General features: G+C 70.1%; 21 protein-coding genes. 18 read left to right on the forward strand and 3 right to left on the reverse strand.

All coding sequences use genetic code 11. From position 1 onward, the window contains the following. Nucleotides 1–3 precede the first annotated feature (3 nt). Nucleotides 4–978 carry a c-type cytochrome biogenesis protein CcsB gene (gene ccsB, locus ACQPZZ_RS03470; protein ID WP_432928859.1) on the forward strand — a complete coding sequence of 325 codons (975 nt, stop codon included), beginning with the start codon at nucleotides 4–6 and terminating at the stop codon, nucleotides 976–978. Nucleotides 979–1216: 238 nt separating this feature from the next. Here ccsB and ACQPZZ_RS03475 read toward each other — a convergent pair whose 3' ends face one another. Further along, the gene (locus tag ACQPZZ_RS03475; RefSeq protein ID WP_363634717.1) at nucleotides 1217–1519 is read right to left on the reverse strand and encodes a PLD nuclease N-terminal domain-containing protein; all 303 of its coding nucleotides are present in this window, start codon (nucleotides 1517–1519) and stop codon (nucleotides 1217–1219) included. Between the two features lie 343 nt (nucleotides 1520–1862). Here ACQPZZ_RS03475 and ACQPZZ_RS03480 point away from each other — a divergent pair, with 343 nt between their 5' ends. After that, a complete protein-coding gene (locus tag ACQPZZ_RS03480; protein ID WP_432928861.1) occupies nucleotides 1863–2912 on the forward strand; it encodes a hypothetical protein in 1050 nt (349 codons plus the stop codon). An 8-nt stretch (nucleotides 2913–2920) separates the two neighbouring features. Next, complete coding sequence (locus tag ACQPZZ_RS03485) at nucleotides 2921–3157, forward strand: hypothetical protein (protein ID WP_363634713.1); 237 nt, start codon at nucleotides 2921–2923, stop codon at nucleotides 3155–3157. Nucleotides 3158–3269: 112 nt separating this feature from the next. Here the strand turns inward: ACQPZZ_RS03485 and ACQPZZ_RS03490 are convergent, their stop codons facing one another. Next, nucleotides 3270–3491 (reverse strand): BldC family transcriptional regulator, encoded by a 222-nt coding sequence (locus ACQPZZ_RS03490; RefSeq protein WP_079315524.1) that lies wholly within the window; start codon nucleotides 3489–3491, stop codon nucleotides 3270–3272. Nucleotides 3492–3750: 259 nt separating this feature from the next. On the opposite strand from ACQPZZ_RS03490, the gene ACQPZZ_RS03495 reads away from it, so the two are divergent. After that, the gene (locus tag ACQPZZ_RS03495; protein WP_363634711.1) at nucleotides 3751–3960 is read left to right on the forward strand and encodes a DUF4229 domain-containing protein; all 210 of its coding nucleotides are present in this window, start codon (nucleotides 3751–3753) and stop codon (nucleotides 3958–3960) included. Here the strand turns inward: ACQPZZ_RS03495 and ACQPZZ_RS03500 are convergent. Beyond that, nucleotides 3957–5204 (reverse strand): hypothetical protein, encoded by a 1248-nt coding sequence (locus ACQPZZ_RS03500; protein ID WP_432928864.1) that lies wholly within the window; start codon nucleotides 5202–5204, stop codon nucleotides 3957–3959. The genes ACQPZZ_RS03495 and ACQPZZ_RS03500 overlap by 4 nt on opposite strands. A gap of 101 nt (nucleotides 5205–5305) precedes the next feature. Between ACQPZZ_RS03500 and ACQPZZ_RS03505 the strand changes: the two genes are divergently transcribed. The 14 genes from ACQPZZ_RS03505 (at nucleotide 5306) to nuoK (ending at nucleotide 18022) form a co-directional block, all read left to right on the forward strand. Further along, nucleotides 5306–6028: a demethylmenaquinone methyltransferase gene (locus tag ACQPZZ_RS03505; protein WP_363634707.1), complete on the forward strand. Its 723-nt coding sequence runs from the start codon at nucleotides 5306–5308 to the stop codon at nucleotides 6026–6028. Between the two features lie 162 nt (nucleotides 6029–6190). Next, nucleotides 6191–7444, forward strand: coding sequence for a geranylgeranyl reductase family protein (locus tag ACQPZZ_RS03510; protein ID WP_432928867.1), 1254 nt, complete (start codon nucleotides 6191–6193; stop codon nucleotides 7442–7444). Next, a complete protein-coding gene (locus ACQPZZ_RS03515) occupies nucleotides 7441–7584 on the forward strand; it encodes a hypothetical protein (RefSeq protein ID WP_363634704.1) in 144 nt (47 codons plus the stop codon). The genes ACQPZZ_RS03510 and ACQPZZ_RS03515 overlap by 4 nt, the downstream gene beginning before the upstream one ends. A 2-nt stretch (nucleotides 7585–7586) precedes the next feature. Further along, nucleotides 7587–7946, forward strand: coding sequence for an NADH-quinone oxidoreductase subunit A (locus ACQPZZ_RS03520; protein ID WP_142567576.1), 360 nt, complete (start codon nucleotides 7587–7589; stop codon nucleotides 7944–7946). Between the two features lie 2 nt (nucleotides 7947–7948). Continuing rightward, nucleotides 7949–8500 carry a NuoB/complex I 20 kDa subunit family protein gene (locus tag ACQPZZ_RS03525; protein ID WP_363634703.1) on the forward strand — a complete coding sequence of 184 codons (552 nt, stop codon included), beginning with the start codon at nucleotides 7949–7951 and terminating at the stop codon, nucleotides 8498–8500. Continuing rightward, nucleotides 8497–9162, forward strand: a complete 666-nt coding sequence (locus ACQPZZ_RS03530; protein ID WP_432928870.1) for an NADH-quinone oxidoreductase subunit C — start codon at nucleotides 8497–8499, stop codon at nucleotides 9160–9162. Before ACQPZZ_RS03525 ends, ACQPZZ_RS03530 begins: the two co-directional genes overlap by 4 nt. A gap of 85 nt (nucleotides 9163–9247) precedes the next feature. Then, nucleotides 9248–10537, forward strand: a complete 1290-nt coding sequence (locus ACQPZZ_RS03535) for an NADH-quinone oxidoreductase subunit D (RefSeq protein WP_432934270.1) — start codon at nucleotides 9248–9250, stop codon at nucleotides 10535–10537. Next, nucleotides 10534–11271 (forward strand): NADH-quinone oxidoreductase subunit NuoE, encoded by a 738-nt coding sequence (gene nuoE, locus ACQPZZ_RS03540; protein WP_432928872.1) that lies wholly within the window; start codon nucleotides 10534–10536, stop codon nucleotides 11269–11271. The genes ACQPZZ_RS03535 and nuoE overlap by 4 nt, the downstream gene beginning before the upstream one ends. After that, the gene (gene nuoF, locus ACQPZZ_RS03545) at nucleotides 11268–12557 is read left to right on the forward strand and encodes an NADH-quinone oxidoreductase subunit NuoF (RefSeq protein ID WP_432928874.1); all 1290 of its coding nucleotides are present in this window, start codon (nucleotides 11268–11270) and stop codon (nucleotides 12555–12557) included. Before nuoE ends, nuoF begins: the two co-directional genes overlap by 4 nt. After that, the gene (locus tag ACQPZZ_RS03550) at nucleotides 12554–14950 is read left to right on the forward strand and encodes an NADH-quinone oxidoreductase subunit G (RefSeq protein ID WP_432928876.1); all 2397 of its coding nucleotides are present in this window, start codon (nucleotides 12554–12556) and stop codon (nucleotides 14948–14950) included. The genes nuoF and ACQPZZ_RS03550 overlap by 4 nt, the downstream gene beginning before the upstream one ends. Further along, complete coding sequence (nuoH, locus tag ACQPZZ_RS03555; RefSeq protein WP_432928878.1) at nucleotides 14947–16308, forward strand: NADH-quinone oxidoreductase subunit NuoH; 1362 nt, start codon at nucleotides 14947–14949, stop codon at nucleotides 16306–16308. Before ACQPZZ_RS03550 ends, nuoH begins: the two co-directional genes overlap by 4 nt. Then, a complete protein-coding gene (gene nuoI, locus ACQPZZ_RS03560; protein WP_139574090.1) occupies nucleotides 16295–16810 on the forward strand; it encodes an NADH-quinone oxidoreductase subunit NuoI in 516 nt (171 codons plus the stop codon). Before nuoH ends, nuoI begins: the two co-directional genes overlap by 14 nt. After that, a complete protein-coding gene (locus ACQPZZ_RS03565; protein ID WP_432928881.1) occupies nucleotides 16803–17729 on the forward strand; it encodes an NADH-quinone oxidoreductase subunit J in 927 nt (308 codons plus the stop codon). Before nuoI ends, ACQPZZ_RS03565 begins: the two co-directional genes overlap by 8 nt. Beyond that, the gene (gene nuoK / locus ACQPZZ_RS03570; RefSeq protein WP_139574092.1) at nucleotides 17726–18022 is read left to right on the forward strand and encodes an NADH-quinone oxidoreductase subunit NuoK; all 297 of its coding nucleotides are present in this window, start codon (nucleotides 17726–17728) and stop codon (nucleotides 18020–18022) included. Before ACQPZZ_RS03565 ends, nuoK begins: the two co-directional genes overlap by 4 nt. Nucleotides 18023–18031 lie beyond the last annotated feature (9 nt).

Consider the following 18031-nt stretch of genomic DNA (forward strand, 5'->3'; position numbering starts at 1 on the left):
GTGATGCCCGCCCCGGTAAGCCAAGCCGTCAACGACAATCTCGCTACACTGAGTGACCAGCTCATCCTGATCACCGTCCTGCTGTATCTCGCCGCGATGATCTGCTACGCGCTGGATCTCGCGTTCGGCAGGGCTCGAACGGTCGTGGCCGCACGCCGGCGGGAGCTCGTCGGCGCGGGCGGCCCGGCGGTACCCGGTGACGCGCCCGCCGGTGACGCGACGCCGGACTCGGGCCCGCAGCCGGCCGCGTGGGCGGTCCGGGCGGGGACCGTCGGCGTGGTCCTCACCTGGATCGGATGGGCCGGCAACCTCGGCGGCATCCTCACCCGGGGCATCGCCGTCGACCGGTGGCCGTGGGCCAACATGTACGAGTTCGTGGTGGCGATCTGCTTCGCCGCCGTCACCGCGTTCCTCGCGCTGCTCATCCGTCAGCCGATCCGCTTCCTCGGCGCGTTCGTGACCGTGACCGCGGCGCTCGGGCTGGGCTTCGCCGTGCTGTTCCTGCACGTCCAGGCGGGCCCGGTGATGCCCGCGCTGCACTCGTACTGGATCGCGATCCACGTCACGGCGGCGATCGTGGCCAGCGGGCTGTTCATCCTGGCTGGCGTCTGCGCGATCCTCTACCTGATCCGCAAGGACGGGCGCCCGTCGGTGCTGCCGAGCAGGGAGGGCCTGGAGCGCGTCGCGCACCGGGCGATCGTCATCTCCTTCCCGATCTGGACCTTCGCCGTCATCGCCGGCGCTCTGTGGGCGGATCGGGCGTGGGGCCGCTACTGGGGCTGGGACCCGAAGGAGGTGTGGGCGTTCGTCACGTGGGTCGTCTACGCCGCCTATCTCCACGCCCGGGCAACGGCCGGGTGGCGCGGAAAGGCCGCGATGATCATTTCGCTGGTCGCCTTCGGCTGCCTGCTGTTCAACCTGGTCGGCGTCAACATCTTCTTCTCGGGACTGCACTCCTACGCCGACGTGCCCAAGTAAGACGTGCCCAAGTAAGACGGCCCGGCCAACGGGCGGTCCACGGCGAGGGCTCCGGGCGGGAGCCCGCGAGGGGGTCGGGCGGGAGCCCGCGAGGGGGTCGGGCAGGAGCCCGCGAGGAGTTCGGGCGGGAGCCTCCGGGAGGGTTCGCGCGAGGTTCTGTGCGGGGGTTCGGTGGGGAGTCCGCGCGGGGGTTCGGTGCGGGTCGGGCGCGCGGGGGGTGCGCGCGGTTACGGGGGGTTCAGTCCTCGTCGCGCAGGCGACGGTCCAGGCTGCGCAGGAACTCGGGGTCGTCGTCGGGTCCGCGAGGTACGTCGCCGCTCTGGTACCACTGGCCGTTCCCCGCCGCGTACACGGCGTGCCGGTGGCGGGGACGACCCACGAGGAGCCAGGTCAGCGCGCCCACGTCCACCAGGAGGATCACGATGAGGACCCACATGAACTTGGGGAGATTGCGCACGTCCTGCTCGGGGGTCGTGATCACGTCGAACAGGCAGTAGAGCCAGAGGGCAAGCAGCGCCAGGCCGATAATCACGCTAGGCATGCCCACACGGTAAGCCATTCCGGCGACTGATCGGGTCGGGCTTCGGGGTGACGCGGACAGCGCGGCATCGTACGGTGGACCGGTACACGGCATGCCGAGTGCCGCGACCGCCGGGGTCCGCCCGGACGGAGCGGTGCCCGAAGTGGCGCATCGCGAGGCGGAGAAGTGACCGGCGACAGCGTCGGCGACGACTCCGGCCCCCCGGAGATTCCGAGTGTGCGAGGAACCTCCCCGGCGGGGCGACCGGCGAGTGCCGCTCCGGGCGACGCGACGGGGCGAAGACCCACGGGAAGGGCGCCGGAACGCGGAGCCTGACAGAGGGGTGCGACGGACTGGGGGGGCGATGGCGGAGCCGGGCGACAGGGGCCGCCACCGGCGGGGGTCACGGTGGTGGCAGCGAGGACCCTATCTGTCCTCCCACCGCCGTACGGATGGTCCCGAACGACCTGTCGACCGGGCCCCCGACCGGGCCCCCGACCGGGCCCCCGACTGGGCCCCCGACCGGGCCCCCGACCGGACGGGGGAGCGGGACCAGGACCGGGACCGGCCTCCCGAACGGCCGCAGGGGCGCCCCTCGCGGTGGGAGTCCATCGCCCGTCCCGCGAGGAATTCCCCCTGGGACGGGCAGTGGGGCGGCGACTGGGCCGGATGGCCGCCGGAGCGGCCCGTGGACCGGGCCCACGCGGTCACCGCACCCGTGGTGGACGACCGGCCGCAGTACACCTGGCACGACTTCGAGCTCGACGACCTTCCGACGCGGGCCTCGCCGCACTCGCCCGACGCGCCCGATCTGCGGGACGGCAGACGGCATTGCGGGCCGCTGGAGCGCGTCCTGCACCGCGAGTGGGACGCCGCGGAGGGGCCGCCCTCCGCCGACGCCGTACGGGCCGTGGACAGCCTGGCGAGGCTGCCCGAGCAGCTCAAGACCAAGCTCGCCATCGGGCTCGAAGGCATCTACGTCGGACGCGGCGGCGTGCCCGACCTCGACGACATGGGTTACCTGCGTGGCGCGCCGCTGCCGTCGGGACGGGCCACCTGGGACATCTGCGCCGGCGCGTACGGCGACCGCAAGATCGTGGTGGGGGACCGGCCGTCGCCCACGCCCGACGTGATGATGCACGAAGTCGGCCATGCGCTGGACGACGTGGACGCGAGTCCGGGAGAGTGGGTGTCGGACTCTCCCGAGTTCGCGGCGCTCTACGAGGAGTGCCTGCCGCTGTTCGCGTCGTCGTTCCACCGGCAGACCGGCGGCCTGGGGCGCAAGGAGTTCTTCGCCGACGCGTTCGCGGCGATCGCGTCCCGGCAGCGTCCCGCCCTGGTCGACATGCTTGGCGGCGACACGCGGGCGGCCCTCAACGTCATGCTCTTCTTCAACCGGCGTTACGGAATCTAGGTGATTCGATGTACGTGATCCGGCTCGGCGACGGGACGCTGCGCGTGCCTCGGTCACTCACCACGGATGACGGGCGCCTCATCGGCAACGCGTACGTGGAGGTCGCTCCGGGCGAGCCCGGCTACGAACAGTGGCTGGCCGAGTCGATCACCGAGGAGGAGGACGCCGAACGACGGCGCCGCTGGCGTGAGGGCGACGACGCGCTGGAACAGGCGTTCCTGGCCTTCAAGGCGGAGCAAGACTGACGACCCCGGCAAGGGAGCAGGACAGGCCGGGACGCAGACATGACGTGGGGCTGACTCCGGTGACCCTGCGGCGTCCGGGTAGCGCGCAGGATCACCCGGTGCTGGTACTGCGTCAGACTCGCGGGGAGTCGCCGTTCGGCCGTTCGGCCGTGAGGACGTCCTCACCGCGAAGGAGGGCGTGGACTTCCGATTCACGGAAGCGCCGGTGCCCCCCGGGGGTACGGATGCTGCTGATACGCCCGGCCGCGGCCCAACGGGTCACGGTCTTCGGGTCGACCCTGAAGAGAGCGGCAACCTCTCCAGGAGTCAGCAGTCGCTCGCTGCTACTCTCCACAATCTCTCCCCCTCGCGTCCCGCGTCCTGCAGCGGGCGGACAGGTAACCAGTGTGCCGAGCGAAGCCTGATTTATCCGTGGTTTTCGGAGAAGATCACGGGTTGTTACCGGCTCAGTGCCCGATTGTTATATGATAGAGCCTCTTTGGGGCGCTCATGGGTGTTTCTTTACAAAAGCGCCTTGTTGTGAACACTAGCAGTGCCCGCAGCAGATGCGAAGAGAGACCGGCGCGCCGGGAGGGTGACGTAACCTCGACGCTGTGCATCCGGTTGTCGTTTACACCCTTTCGCGCCTCGGCCTGTTCGCCGTCGCCCTCGGCGTCCTGTATCTCGTCGGCCTGAGGTCGTTCCCACTGCTCCTGCTCGCGGTCCTGGTCAGCGGTCTGGCCAGCTACGTGCTGCTGTCCAAACAGCGCGACGCGGTGAGCGAGCGGGTCGCCGGGAAACGGCGGGAGACAGGGAAGAACTAGGTCGCCGGGAACATGCCGACGCGGGCATGGTACTCATGCCCGAGCTCCGTCGTGTCGCTTCCCACCAAAAGACCTGCCTTTACGGTCAGGAAGGCCTTTACCCCGATTCCCCTTTCCCGCGTCGGGTTCCAGCGCAGCGCCCTGCCCGTGACCGGGTCGATCGCCCCGATGCCGGGCCGATGGACCGCTCCCGGGCCGGCCGTGTCGGCGCCGCCCGGGTTGTCGAGCCAGCGCTGGTGTCCGCCCACGTAGACGGCGGATCCCGTGACCGCGACCGCGTACAGGGAGTCCCCTCCGGTCAGGTTCACCCAGGTCGGACGGACCGCCTCGCCCTTCGCGTACGTCTCGAACCTGGCGGCGGAGTCGCACAGCTTCGAGGTGCCGCGCGCCGGCCCGCCCGTCGTGACGACCACGAAGTAGCGCCCGTCCGGAGACAGGTCGAGCCCCCGCACGTACGACGGGAAGTTCGGCTTGCACGCCGGGGCGTACGCCTCGGTGCCCCAGTCGGCCACCCTTCCGGTCGTCAGGTCGATCACCCCGAGCTGCGGGCGGCGCAGGCCGTCGAGCGTGGTGAACGAGCCGTCCACGACTAAGCGGTCGCGGACGGCGGCCATCGCGTAGATCCGGGGATCGCCGTGGCGACCGTCGCCCGGCGTGACGGTGAACCCGGGGTCCACCGCGCCGGTCTCGGCGTCCACCCGGGCCAGCGCGGTCCGCGGGCTGCGCCCGATCCTGCTGAAGTCGCCGCCGACGTAGAGCGCGCCGCCCAGCCGCACCAGGCTGGTGACCTCCCCGCCGTAGACGGGGGCGGAGAAACCGTCGACGGGAGCGCCGTCGGACACGCGCAGCCGGACCAGGCCCCGGGAGGGGGCGGCGAACGCCCCGCCCACGTAGACCGTGCCGCCGGAGCCGGCCGCGAGCGCGGCCACCGGCCCGTCGAGGTCCGGCGCGAAGTCGCGCAGGACGCGCCCGGTGTAGAGGTCGAAGGCGAAGACGTTCGCCCGCGGCAGGTCCTCCCCGCCCCGGGCCTCGCGCACCGCGCTGAAGTCGCCGCCCACGACGACGGTGCGGCCGACCAGCGCGAACGCGGTGACGATGCCGTCCAGCACATGCGGTGTGGTGTTCACCGGATTCTCCGACACCACGCGGGGCTGGCCGAGGCCGGCGGACGCCGGTGCGGCGGGGATGACTGCGGCGCATGTGACGAGCGATGCGACCGGGAGCAGGGCGGTGGTGACGCGCATTCCCCAATTTCTAGCAGACGCAACGTAATCGGCGAACTACGTTCCGCTCATCCGGCGACGGTGATGAGGAGGCGCGCCCGCCGCGGCCTAGGCTTGCCTGCATGACGCGCGCATCGCTGGACAAGCAGCCGCACGAGGTCGCCGCGATGTTCGATCGCACGGCCCGGCGCTACGACCTGGTCAACGACGTCCTCTCGCTCGGCCAGGACCGCCTGTGGCGGAAGGCCACCGCGGAGGCGATCGACGCCGGGCCCGGCGAGCTGGTCCTCGACCTCGCCGCGGGCACCGGCACCTCGACCGACGCGTTCACCGCGCTCGGGGCGCGGGCGATCGCGTGTGACTTCTCGCTCGGCATGCTCCGCACCGGAGTCGAGCGGCGCGGCGGCTCCGGCCTGTACGGCGGGGGCGTGCGCGGGGTCACGTTCGTCGCGGGCGACGCGCTGCGGCTGCCGTTCCGCGACGAGACGTTCGACGCGGTGACGATCTCCTTCGGCCTGCGCAACGTGGCCGACACCGGGGAGGCGCTGCGCGAGATGCTGCGGGTGACCCGCCCGGGCGGGCGGCTGGTGATCTGCGAGTTCTCCCGGCCGACGCCCAAGTCGTTCGACCTCGTCTACACGCAGTACCTCATGAAGCTGCTGCCGCCGGTGGCCCGGATGGTCAGCTCGAACCCCGACTCCTACGAGTACCTCGCCGAGTCGATCCGGGCGTGGCCCGACCAGGAGGCGCTGGCGAGGATCATCCAGGAGGCCGGCTGGCGGAAGGTGGCCTGGCGCAACCTCACGCTCGGCATCGTGGCCCTGCATCGTGGGGTCAAAGCGTGATGAGACGTGCTTGGCCATACCCCTCTGACACTGTGCGGCGGATAGGGGTTAGACTGCGGCGCGACAGTTTGTGAAGTTGTTCACAAAGGCACGAAGGTCTAAACCAATTCGAGGCCTTCCTTCCCTGGAACGGACAGGTCCCCCGTGAGCGAGCAAGCCCGCGTGACGCGGAGAGATGTCGACGCCGACGTCATCGTCGTCGGTGCGGGTCCCGCGGGTTCGACGGCCGCATTCCATCTCGCCCGTTCCGGTCTCGACGTGCTGCTGCTGGAGAAGGCGCGCTTCCCGCGGGAGAAGGTCTGCGGTGACGGGCTGACCCCGCGCGCCGTCAAGGAACTCGTCGCGATGGGCGTCGACATCGACGCCCCCGGCTGGGTCAGGAACAAGGGCTTGCGCGCCTACGGGGGCGGCATGAGCCTGGAGCTCGACTGGCCGGAGCTGACGAGCTACCCGAGCTTCGGGCTGGTGCGCACCCGCGCCGACTTCGACCAGATCCTCGCCAGGCACGCCGAGGGCGCGGGCGTCCGGCTGCGCGAGGGCGTGAACGTTACAGGCCCGGTGCTCGACGAGCGCAGCGGCCACGTCGTGGGCGTGACCGCCAAGGCGGACGGCGAGGAGGTGTCCTACCGCTCGCGGCTCGTGGTGGCGGCCGACGGCAACTCGACCCGGCTGTCGCTGGCGCTGGGCCTGCACAAGCGCGAGGACCGCCCGATGGGCGTGGCGGTGCGCACCTACTACACGAGCCCCCGCCACGACGACGACTACCTGGAGACGTGGCTCGAACTCTGGGACGGCGACCGGCTGCTGCCCGGCTACGGCTGGATCTTCCCCATGGGCGACGGCACCGCGAACGTCGGCCTCGGCCTGCTGAACACCAGCGAGGCCTTCAAGAACATCGACTACCGGGACCTGCTGCGGCGCTGGATGAAGAACACGCCGCAGGAGTGGGGCTTCACCGAAGAGAACATGACGGGCCCGATCCGGGGAGCCGCGCTGCCGATGGGCTTCAACAGGCAGCCGCACTACACCCGCGGGCTGGTTCTCGTGGGCGACGCCGGCGGCTCGATCAATCCGTTCAACGGCGAGGGCATCGCGTACGCCATGGAAACCGGCCGGGTCGCGGCCGAGGTGATCGCGCAGGCGCTGGCCCGGCCGACGCCCGCCCAGCGTGAGCGTGTATTACTCGCGTATCCTCGTATGCTCAAAGACGCCCATGGCGGATACTTCACCCTCGGTCGCCTGTTCGTGGAGGCGATCGGAAGACCGGGAGTGATGAGCTTCGCCACCCGGCACGGGATGCCCCATCCCACCCTGATGAGATTCGCCTTCAAGCTGCTCGCTAATCTCACAGACCGGCGGGGCGACGTCTCCGACCGCATAATCAACGCCTTGTCCAAGGTGGCTCCGCCATCATGATCGAAACCCGCATGACCGAAGCCCGCATGACCGAGACGACGCGCGTGTCGCCGCCGGCCCCGCAGGTGGCCGCCCGGCCGGCCGCGTTCTCCGGCATTCTCGTGATCGCCCAAATTCACCGAGTAAGCGAGGACATGTAGCCATGGAGCTGTATGTGCCGATCGTGGTGCTCGCGGTCCTCGCGGCGGGATTCGCCGTGTTCTCCGTGAGCATCGCGCCCTTCACCGGGCCGAAGCGCTGGAACCGCGCGAAGCTGGACGCCTACGAGTGCGGCATCGAGCCGACTCCGCAGCCGGTCGGCGGCGGCCGCTTCCCGCTGAAGTACATGATCACCGCGATGCTGTTCATCGTGTTCGACATCGAGATCATCTTCCTCTATCCGTGGGCGGTGGCCTTCGACAGACTCGGCGTGTTCGGGCTCGTCGAGATGGTGCTGTTCATCGTCACCGTTCTCGTGGCGTACGCCTACGTGTGGCGTCGCCGCGGCCTCGATTGGGATTAGCCATGGGTCTTGAAGAGAAACTCCCGAGCGGGTTCGTCCTCACCACCGTCGAGCAGGTGGCCGGCTGGGCCCGGAAGAACTCCGTCTGGCCCGCGACCTTCGGTCTCGCGTGCTGCGCCATCGAGCTGATGGCCACCGGCGGCCCGAACCACGACCTGGCCCGGTTCGGCATGGAGCGCGCCTCCGCGTCCCCGCGCCAGGCCGACCTGATGATCGTGGCCGGCCGGCTGTCGCAGAAGATGGCGCCCGTCCTCCGCCAGATCTACGACCAGATGGCCGAGCCCAAGTGGGTCATCGCGATGGGCGTCTGCGCGTCCAGTGGCGGCATGTTCAACAACTACGCCATCGTTCAGGGCGTGGACCACGTGGTGCCGGTCGACATCTACCTGCCCGGCTGCCCGCCGCGCCCGGAGATGCTGATCGACGCCATCGTGAAGCTGCACGACAAGATCCAGAACATGAAGTTCGGCGCGCACCGCGAGAGGCAGATCGAGGAGCTGGAGCTCCAGGCACTGCGCACGTTGCCGCTGATCGACCAGGGAGCCGGGAAGTGACCACCGAGAACCTGCCCGGGCTGCCCGAGGAGCCCGTCGCCCGCAAGGGCATGTTCGGCGTCAAGGACAGCGGCGACACCTCCGGCTACAACCGCCTGGTCGTCCGCCGCCCGCCCAAGCTGTCCAGCAGCCGGCCGTACGGGTCGTACTTCGACGAGGTGGCCGACGCGCTGGAGCCGGCCTTCGCCGACGCCATCGAGCGCGTGGTCGTCGACCGCGGCGAGATCACCTTCCATGTGCGGCGCGAGCGGCTGCCCGAGGTGATGAAGCACCTGCGCGACGACGCCGCGCTGCGGTTCGAGCTGTCGCTCGGCGTCTCGGGCGTCCACTACCCCGAGGAGACCGGCGCGGAGCTGCACGCCGTCTACCACCTGTGCTCCATCACGCACAACCGGCGCGTCCGGGTGGAGGTCTCCTGCCCCGACGCCGACCCGCACATCCCCTCCACGGTTCAGGTCTACCCCACGCACGACTGGCATGAGCGCGAGACGTACGACTTCTTCGGAATCGTCTTCGACGGCCACCCGGCGCTGACCCGGATCGAGATGCCGGACGACTGGGAGGGGCACCCGCAGCGCAAGGACTACCCGCTCGGCGGCATTCCGGTGGAATACCGCGGCGCCGAGGTCCCCGCGCCGGACCGGAGGAGGTCGTACTCGTGAGCATCCGCGGCGACCTGCACGAGTGGACGAGGGCAGCGAGGAGAGCGTCGTGAGCACCACCGAGACCACCGAAACCCAGGGCCGGATCTACGACGTCGCCGGTCAGGACTGGGACGAGCTGGTCAAGACCGTCAGCGAGTCGGCCGACGAGCGCCTGGTCGTCAACATGGGCCCGCAGCACCCGTCGACGCACGGCGTGCTGCGGCTCGTGCTGACCCTCGACGGCGAGACCGTGACCGAGGCCCGCACGGTGATCGGCTATCTGCACACCGGCATCGAGAAGAACATGGAGTTCCGGACGTGGACCCAGGGGGTCACGTTCGTCACCCGCATGGACTACCTCGCGCCGATCTTCAACGAGACCGCCTACTGCATGGGCGTCGAGAAGCTCCTCGGGATCACCGACAGGATCCCGGATCGGGCGCAGGCCATCCGGGTCCTGACAATGGAGCTCACCCGGATCTCCTCGCACCTCGTCGCGATCGCGACGTTCGGCATGGAGCTGGGCGCGACCACGCCGATGCTGTTCGGCTTCCGCGAGCGCGAGATGGTGCTCGACCTGATGGAGTACATCACCGGTCTGCGGATGAACATGGCGTACGTCCGGCCGGGCGGCGTCAGCGTCGACCTGCCGGCCGGCGCGGTCGACAAGATCGGCGAGTTCCTCAAGATCATGCCGGGGCGGATCAAGGAGATGCGCAAGCTCCTCGACGCGAACCCCGTCTACACCCGGCGCACCAAGGACGTGGCCTACCTCGACCTGACCGGCTGCATGGCCCTCGGGATCACCGGGCCCATGCTGCGCGCCGCCGGCCTGCCGTGGGACCTGCGCAAGTCGCAGCCCTACTGCGGCTACGAGACGTACGAGTTCGAGGTCGCGACGCAGAACACCTGCGACGTGTACGGCCGCTACCTCGTCCGCATGGACGAGATGGAGGAGTCCCTCAAGATCATTGAGCAGGCGCTCGACCGCCTGTCCGGCCCGCTCAAGGGCGGTCCGGTGATGATCGAGGACAAGAAGATCGGCTGGCCGTCGCAGCTCGCGCTCGGCCCCGACGGCCTCGGCAACTCGCCCGACCACATCGCGCACATCATGGGCAGCTCCATGGAGGCCCTGATCCACCACTTCAAGCTGGTGACCGAGGGCTTCCGGGTGCCGGCCGGACAGGCGTACGCCTCGGTCGAGTCGCCGCGCGGCGAGCTCGGCGCGCACGTGGTCAGCGACGGCGGCACCCGGCCCTACCGGGTCCACTTCCGCGACCCGTCGTTCACGAACCTGCAGGCGGTGCCCGCGACGTGCGAGGGCGGCATGGTCGCCGACGTCATCTCCGCGGTCGCCTCGATCGACCCGGTCATGGGAGGTGTGGACCGATGAGCGGCGAGCCGACGGTTCAAACCGCCCGCGTAGCGAATGAGGAGGGGAGCGCGACCATGAGCACGGGTTACGCGCCCGAGGTCCGCGAGCGTCTGGAGACGGACGCCAAGGAGATCATCGGCCGCTACCCCCGGCCGCGTTCGGCGCTGCTGCCGCTGCTGCACCTGGTGCAGTCGGAGGACGGCTACATCTCCGACGCCGGCCAGGAGTTCTGCGCCGAGATGCTGGGCCTGTCCAAGGCCGAGGTCGTCGGCGTCGCGACCTTCTACACCATGTACAAGCGCAAGCCGGCCGGCGAGTACAACGTCGGCGTCTGCATCAACACGCTGTGCGCGGTCATGGGCGGCGACCAGATCTGGGAAGAGCTCAGCGAGCACGTGGGCGTCGGCCACGACGAGACCACCGCGGACGGCAAGATCACGCTGGAGCGGCTGGAGTGCAACGCCGCCTGCGACTTCGCGCCGGTCATGATGGTCAACTGGGAGTTCTTCGACAACCAGACGCCGGAGTCGGCCAGGCAGCTCGTCGACGACCTGCGCGCCGGCAAGGAGGTCGCGCCCACGCGCGGCCCGGGCCGGCTGTGCACGTTCAAGGAGGCGTCCCGGGTCCTCGCAGGGTTCCCCGACGGCCAGGCCGGTGACGGCCCGTCGGCCGCCGGCCCGTCGCTCGAGGGCCTGAAGGTCGCCAAGGCCAACGGCTGGGAGGCCCCCAAGGCCGAGGGGAGCGCGGAATGACAACCACCCTGACGCCGATTCTGACGAGGAACTGGGACCAGGACAACTCGTTCACCCTCGACGGGTACGGCGAGTACGCGGCCGCCAAGAAGGCCCTGGGCATGGACCCCGACGCCGTCATCCAGACGGTGAAGGACTCCGGTCTGCGCGGCCGCGGCGGCGCGGGCTTCCCCACCGGCATGAAGTGGGGCTTCATCCCGCAGGGTGACGGCAAGGCCCACTACCTCGTGGTCAACGCCGACGAGTCCGAGCCGGGGACCTGCAAGGACATCCCGCTCATGATGGCCAACCCGCACGCGCTGGTCGAGGGTGTGATCATCGCGTCCTACGCCATCCGGGCCAGCCACGCGTTCATCTACATCCGCGGCGAGGTGCTCCACGTCATCCGCCGGGTGCAGGCCGCGGTCCGGGAGGCGTACGAGAAGGGTTACCTCGGCGCCGACATCTTCGGCTCGGGGTACGACCTCGAACTCGTCGTGCACAGCGGCGCCGGGGCGTACATCTGCGGCGAGGAGACCGCGCTGCTCGACTCGCTGGAGGGCCACCGCGGCCAGCCCCGGCTCAAGCCGCCGTTCCCGGCGGTCGCGGGCCTGTACGCCTCCCCGACAGTGGTCAACAACGTCGAGTCGATCGCGAGCGTGCCGAGCATCATCGCCAACGGCGCCGACTGGTTCGCCGGGATGGGCACCGAGAAGTCCAAGGGCTTCGGCATCTTCTCGCTGTCCGGCCACGTGACGCGGCCGGGTCAGTACGAGGCCCCGCTGGGCATCACGCTGCGCGAGCTGCTCGACATGGCGGGCGGCATCCGCGAGGGCCACGAGCTGAAGTTCTGGACGCCGGGGGGCTCCTCGACGCCGATCTTCACGGCCGAGCACCTGGACGTGCCGCTCGACTTCGAGTCGGTCGGGGCCAAGGGCTCGATGCTGGGCACCCGCGCCCTGCAGATCTTCGACGAGACGACCTGCGTGGTCCGGGCCGTCATGCGCTGGACCGAGTTCTACGCGCACGAGTCCTGCGGCAAGTGCACGCCCTGCCGTGAGGGCACCTACTGGCTGAAGCAGGTGCTCAAGCGGCTGGAGAAGGGTCAGGGCTCCGAGGAGGACCTGGCCACCATCACCGACATCGCCGACAACATCCTGGGGCGCTCGTTCTGCGCCCTCGGTGACGGCGCGACGAGCCCGATCCACTCGTCGGTGAAGTACTTCCGCGACGAATACCTCAAGCACTTCGAGATCGGCGGCTGCCCGTTCGATCCCGCCGCTTCCACGGTGTGGGGGTCCAAGTGACAGTTCAGACGACGCAGCCGGAGCAGCCGGTCGTGGACATGGTCACCCTGACCATCGACGGCTTCCAGGTCAGCGTTCCCAAGGGCACGCTGATCATCCGGGCCGCGGAACTGCTGGGGATCCAGATCCCCCGGTTCTGCGACCACCCGCTGCTCTCGCCGGCGGCCAACTGCCGCCAGTGCCTGGTCGAGATCACCGACGCGGGCAACGGCCGCGGCTTCCCCAAGCCGCAGCCGTCGTGCGCGATCGAGGTCGCCGAGGGCATGGTGGTCAAGACGCAGCTCACCTCGCCGGTGGCCGACAAGGCCCAGCGCGGCGTGATGGAGATGCTGCTGCTGAACCACCCGCTCGACTGCCCGGTCTGCGACAAGGGCGGCGAGTGCCCCCTGCAGAACCAGGCCATGTCGAACGGCCAGGGCGAGAGCCGGTTCGTCGAGCAGAAGCGGACGTTCGACAAGCCCGTCCCGCTGTCGACCGAGGTGCTGCTCGACCGCGAGCGCTGCGTCCAGTGCGCGCGCTGCATCCGGTTCTCCGACCAGATCGCCGGTGACCCGCTCATCGACTTCTTCGAGCGCGGGGCCAAGGAGCAGGTGGGCGTCGCCGGCGGCGAGCCGTTCCAGTCCTACTTCTCGGGCAACACCATCCAGATCTGCCCGGTGGGCGCGCTGACCGGCGCGGCCTACCGGTTCCGCTCCCGCCCGTTCGACCTGGTCTCCACGCCGAGCGCGTGCGAGCACTGCGCGTCGGGCTGCTCGCTGCGCACCGACCACCGGCGGGGCAAGGTCACCCGCCGCCTGGCCGGGGACGACCCGCAGGTCAACGAGGAGTGGAACTGCGACAAGGGCCGCTGGGCCTTCACCTACGCCACCGCGCCCGACCGGCTGCGGTCGCCGCTGGTGCGCGACGAGAGCGGCAAGCTCGTCCCCACCTCCTGGCCGGACGCGCTGGCCGTCGCGGCCGAGGGCCTGCTGCGGGCCCGCGGCAAGGCCGGTGTGCTGGTCGGCGGGCGGCTCACGGTCGAGGACGCCTACGCCTACAGCAAGTTCGCCCGGATCGCCCTCGGCACCAACGACATCGACTTCCGGTCCCGCCCGCACTCGGAGGAGGAGGCGCGCTTCCTCGCCCACGCCGTGGCGGGCAAGGGCATCGAGGTCTCCTACGCCGACCTGGAGACGGCCCCGGCCGTGCTCCTGGCCGGGTTCGAGCCCGAGGAGGAGTCGCCGATCGTCTTCCTGCGCCTGCGTAAGGCGGCGCGCAAGCGGGGCCTGAAGGTCTACGCGCTCGCGCCGTTCGCCACGCCGGGCCTGGCCAAGATGAACGGCACGCTCATCCGCACCCTGCCCGGCGCCGAGGCCGAGGCGCTCGGCGACCTCGTCACCGGCGAGGTCCTGCCCGAGGGCGCGATCGTCCTCGCCGGTGAGCGGCTCGCCGCCGCCCCCGGCGCCCTGTCGGCGCTCGTACGGCTCACGCAGGCGACCGGCGCCCGGCTCGCCTGGGTGCCACGCCGCGCCGGTGAGCGCGGCGCGCTGGAGGCGGGTGCCCTGCCGGGCCTGCTGCCGATCGGCCGCCCCGCCGCCGACGAGGCCGCCCGCGCGGAGGTCGCCAGGGTGTGGGGCGTCGCCTCGCTGCCCGAGGCGCCCGGCCGCGACACGGCGGGCATCATCGAGGCCGCGCTGAACGACGAGGTCGACGCGCTGGTCGTGGCGGGCGTCGACCCCTACGACCTGCCCGATCCGGCCCGGGCCCTGGCGGCGCTGGAGAACACACCGTTCATCGTCAGCCTGGAGATCCGCGCCAGCGCGGTCACCGACCGGGCCGACGTGGTCCTGCCGGTCGCCGCCGTGGCCGAGAAGTCCGGCACGTTCGTCGACTGGGAGGGCAGGGGCCGCTCGTTCGGCGTGGCCACGGCCGTCCCCGGCCTGATGAGCGACCTGCGCGCCATCGCCGCGATCGCCGACCAGATGGACGTCCACCTCGGCCTGCCCGACCCCGCGGCGGCCCGGCGCGAGATGGCCGCGCTCGGGTCCTGGAAGGGCCCGCGTCCGGCCGCGCCCGCGGTCGGCGGCCTCGTGATCGCGGAGCCGCAGGCGGGCGAGGCCGTGCTGGCCACCTGGCACCTGCTGCTCGACGACGGCCGGTTGCAGGACGGCGAGCCGTACCTGGCGGGGACCGCCCGCGCGGCCGCGGCGCTGCTGTCGGAGGCGACGGCCGCCGAGATCGGCGCGGTCGACGGCGGAAAGATCACCATCGGTGACGACGTGGTCGTTCCGGTGCGCGTCGCGGACCTGCCCGACCGTGTCGTGTGGGTGCCGTCCAACTCCGCCGGCCTGTCGGTCACGCGCGACCTGCGCGCGGTCGCCGGAGACGTCGTAAAGATCGGGAGCGTCTCGTGAACAACCCCGGACCCACCTGGAACGACTTCGGCCACGATCCCCTGTGGATCATCATCATCAAGGCCGTCGCGATCTTCGTGTTCCTGATGCTGGGCGTGCTGATGGGCGTGTGGACCGAGCGCAAGCTCATCTCGCGCATGCAGCACCGCTACGGCCCCAACCGCGCAGGTAAGTTCGGCCTGCTGCAGACGGTGGCCGACGGCCTGAAGATGGGCCTGAAGGAAGACATCATGCCACGCACCGTGGACAAGGTGATCTACTTCCTGGCCCCGGTCATCATCGCCGTCCCGGCCTTCCTGGCCTTCTCCGTCGTGCCGTTCGGGCCGGTGGTCTCGATGTTCGGCCACCGGACGCCGCTGCAGCTCACCGACCTTCCGGTCGCGGTCCTGCTGGTCCTGGCCACCGCCTCGATCGGCGTCTACGGCATCGTGCTCGCCGGGTGGGGCTCCCGCTCGCCGTACGCCGTGCTGGGCGGCCTGCGCTCGGCAGCCCAGGTCGTGTCGTACGAGATCGCGATGGGCCTGTCCTTCGTCGCGGTGTTCCTCCAGGCGGGCACGCTGTCCACCCACGAGATCGTGGCGAAGCAGGCGGGCGGCGGCACCTGGGACATCGGCGGACTGTCCATCCCGATGCCGTCCTGGTACGTGATCTCGCTGATCCCGTCCTTCCTGATCTACGCGATCACGATGCTGGGCGAGACGAACCGCGTGCCCTTCGACCTCCCCGAGGGCGAGGGCGAGCTGGTCGGCGGCTTCCACACCGAGTACTCCTCCTCGCTGAAGTTCGCGATGTTCATGCTCGCCGAGTACGTGAACGTCTTCACGGTCTCGGCGATGGCGATCACGCTGTTCTTCGGCGGCTGGCGGGCCCCGTGGCCGATCTCCCTGTGGGACGGCGCGAACTCCGGCTGGTGGCCGTTGCTGTGGTTCTTCACCAAGCTGGTCATCGCGTTCGGGTTCTTCGTCTGGGTCCGCGCCTCACTGCCACGTGTCCGGTACGACCAGCTCATGGCCTTCGGATGGAAGGTACTGATCCCGGTCAACCTGGCCTGGATCCTGATCGCCGCCACGTTCAAGGCGCTGCGGATGCCGGACAGCAACCGGGCGATCATCATGACCATCGGTGCTGTCGTCATCATCGGCGCCCTCGCGATCTGGTTGCGCTTCGACACGGTCAACCAGCGCCGCAAGGAGGCCAAGGCGGCCGCGATCGAGGAGGAGTTCGAGCAACTGCGCGAGGAGCCGGTCGCGGGCGGGTTCCCCGTGCCGCCGCTCGACGCGCCGCACTACCACGGAGTCGTGCCCGCCGCGCGTCTCAACCCCGACGCCGCCAAGGAGGTGACCAGTGGGAGCAACTGATTGGCTGAACCCGATCAAGGGATTCGGCGTCACCTTCCACCACATGTTCAAGAAGCCGGTGACCGTCAACTATCCCGAGGAGAAGCGGCCCACCGCGCCGCGCTTCCACGGGCGGCACCAGCTGAACCGGTGGCCCGACGGGCTGGAGAAGTGCGTCGGCTGCGAGCTGTGCGCCTGGGCCTGCCCGGCGGACGCCATCTACGTCGAAGGCGGCGACAACACCGACGAAGAGCGTTTCTCGCCGGGTGAGCGGTACGGCCGCGTCTACCAGATCAACTACCTGCGCTGCATCCTCTGCGGGCTGTGCATCGAGGCGTGCCCCACCCGGGCGCTCACGATGACCAACGAGTACGAGCTCGCCGACTCCAGCCGCGAGTCGCTGATCTACACCAAGGAGATGCTCCTCGCGCCGCTCGGACCGGGCATGGAGCAGCCGCCCCACCCGATGCGCCTCGGCGAGACCGAAGAGGACTACTACCGGTTGGGTCGAAGCAATGGGTGAGTCCATCACGTTCTGGGTGCTCGCGGTCATCTCGGTGATCGCCGCGCTCGGACTCGTCTTCAGCCGCAGGGCCGTCTACTCGGCCCTCATGCTCGGCGTCGTCATGCTCTCGCTGGCGGTGCTGTACGCGGTTCAGGACGCTCCGTTCCTGGCGGCGGTGCAGATCATCGTCTACACCGGCGCGGTCATGATGCTGTTCCTGTTCGTGCTCATGCTCGTGGGCGTGGACTCGTCCGACTCCCTCGTGGAGACGATCAGGGGCCAGCGGTTCTGGGCCATCGTGGGCGGGCTCGGCTTCGCCGCCCTGCTCGCCCTCGGCATCGGCAACGCCGTCGTCGGCTCGCCGAAGGGCCTGGCGGCCGCCACTCAGGCGGGCAACGTGCCCTCCCTGGCCGAGCTGATCTTCACGCGCCACGTGTTCGCCTTCGAGGTGACCTCGGCGCTGCTGATCACCGCCGCGCTCGGCGCGATGGTGCTCGCTCACCGGGAGCGCACCGAGGCGAAGCCGACCCAGAAGGACCTGTCCCGGCAGCGCTTCGTCGCCTTCGGCAAGACGGGCAAGAACCCGGCGCCGCTGCCCGGCCCCGGCACCTACGCCCGGCACAACGCCATCGACATGCCGGCGCTGCTGCCCGACGGGTCCGTCTCGCCGCTGTCGGTCAACCGGTACATCGCCCGGTACGAGGAGGCCCAGGGGACTCTGCCCCCGGAGGTCGCCCGCGTGCTGGAGCAGGAGGAGGCCGCCCAGCGCTCGAACGGGCACCCGAGCGGGCACAGCACGCCCACCGTGGCCGAGGAGGCCAGGGACGGCGGCCCCGACACCGAGCCGATGCCCGAGGAGGGCGTCGTCGCCGGCCGGGTCGTCAGCTCCCGCGGTGAGTCCGTGAGGGAGTCCCGGAGCGAGGAGGACGGCAAGTGACCACGCACTACCTGGTGCTCTCCGCGCTGCTGTTCGCCATCGGCGGCGTCGGCGTGCTCGTACGGCGCAACGCCATCGTGGTGTTCATGTGCGTCGAGCTCATGCTCAACGCCTGCAACCTGGCGTTCGTCACCTTCGCCCGGCAGAACGGCAACCTCGACGGCCAGCTCATCGCGTTCTTCGTGATGATCGTGGCCGCCGCCGAGGTGGTCATCGGCCTGGCCATCATCGTGACGATCTTCCGAACCCGCAGGAGCGCGTCGGTGGACGACGCCAGCCTGCTGAAGTACTAAGAGGTGGCC

The organism is Microbispora sp. CA-135349 (assembly GCF_050947365.1).
GTDB lineage: Bacteria > Actinomycetota > Actinomycetes > Streptosporangiales > Streptosporangiaceae > Microbispora.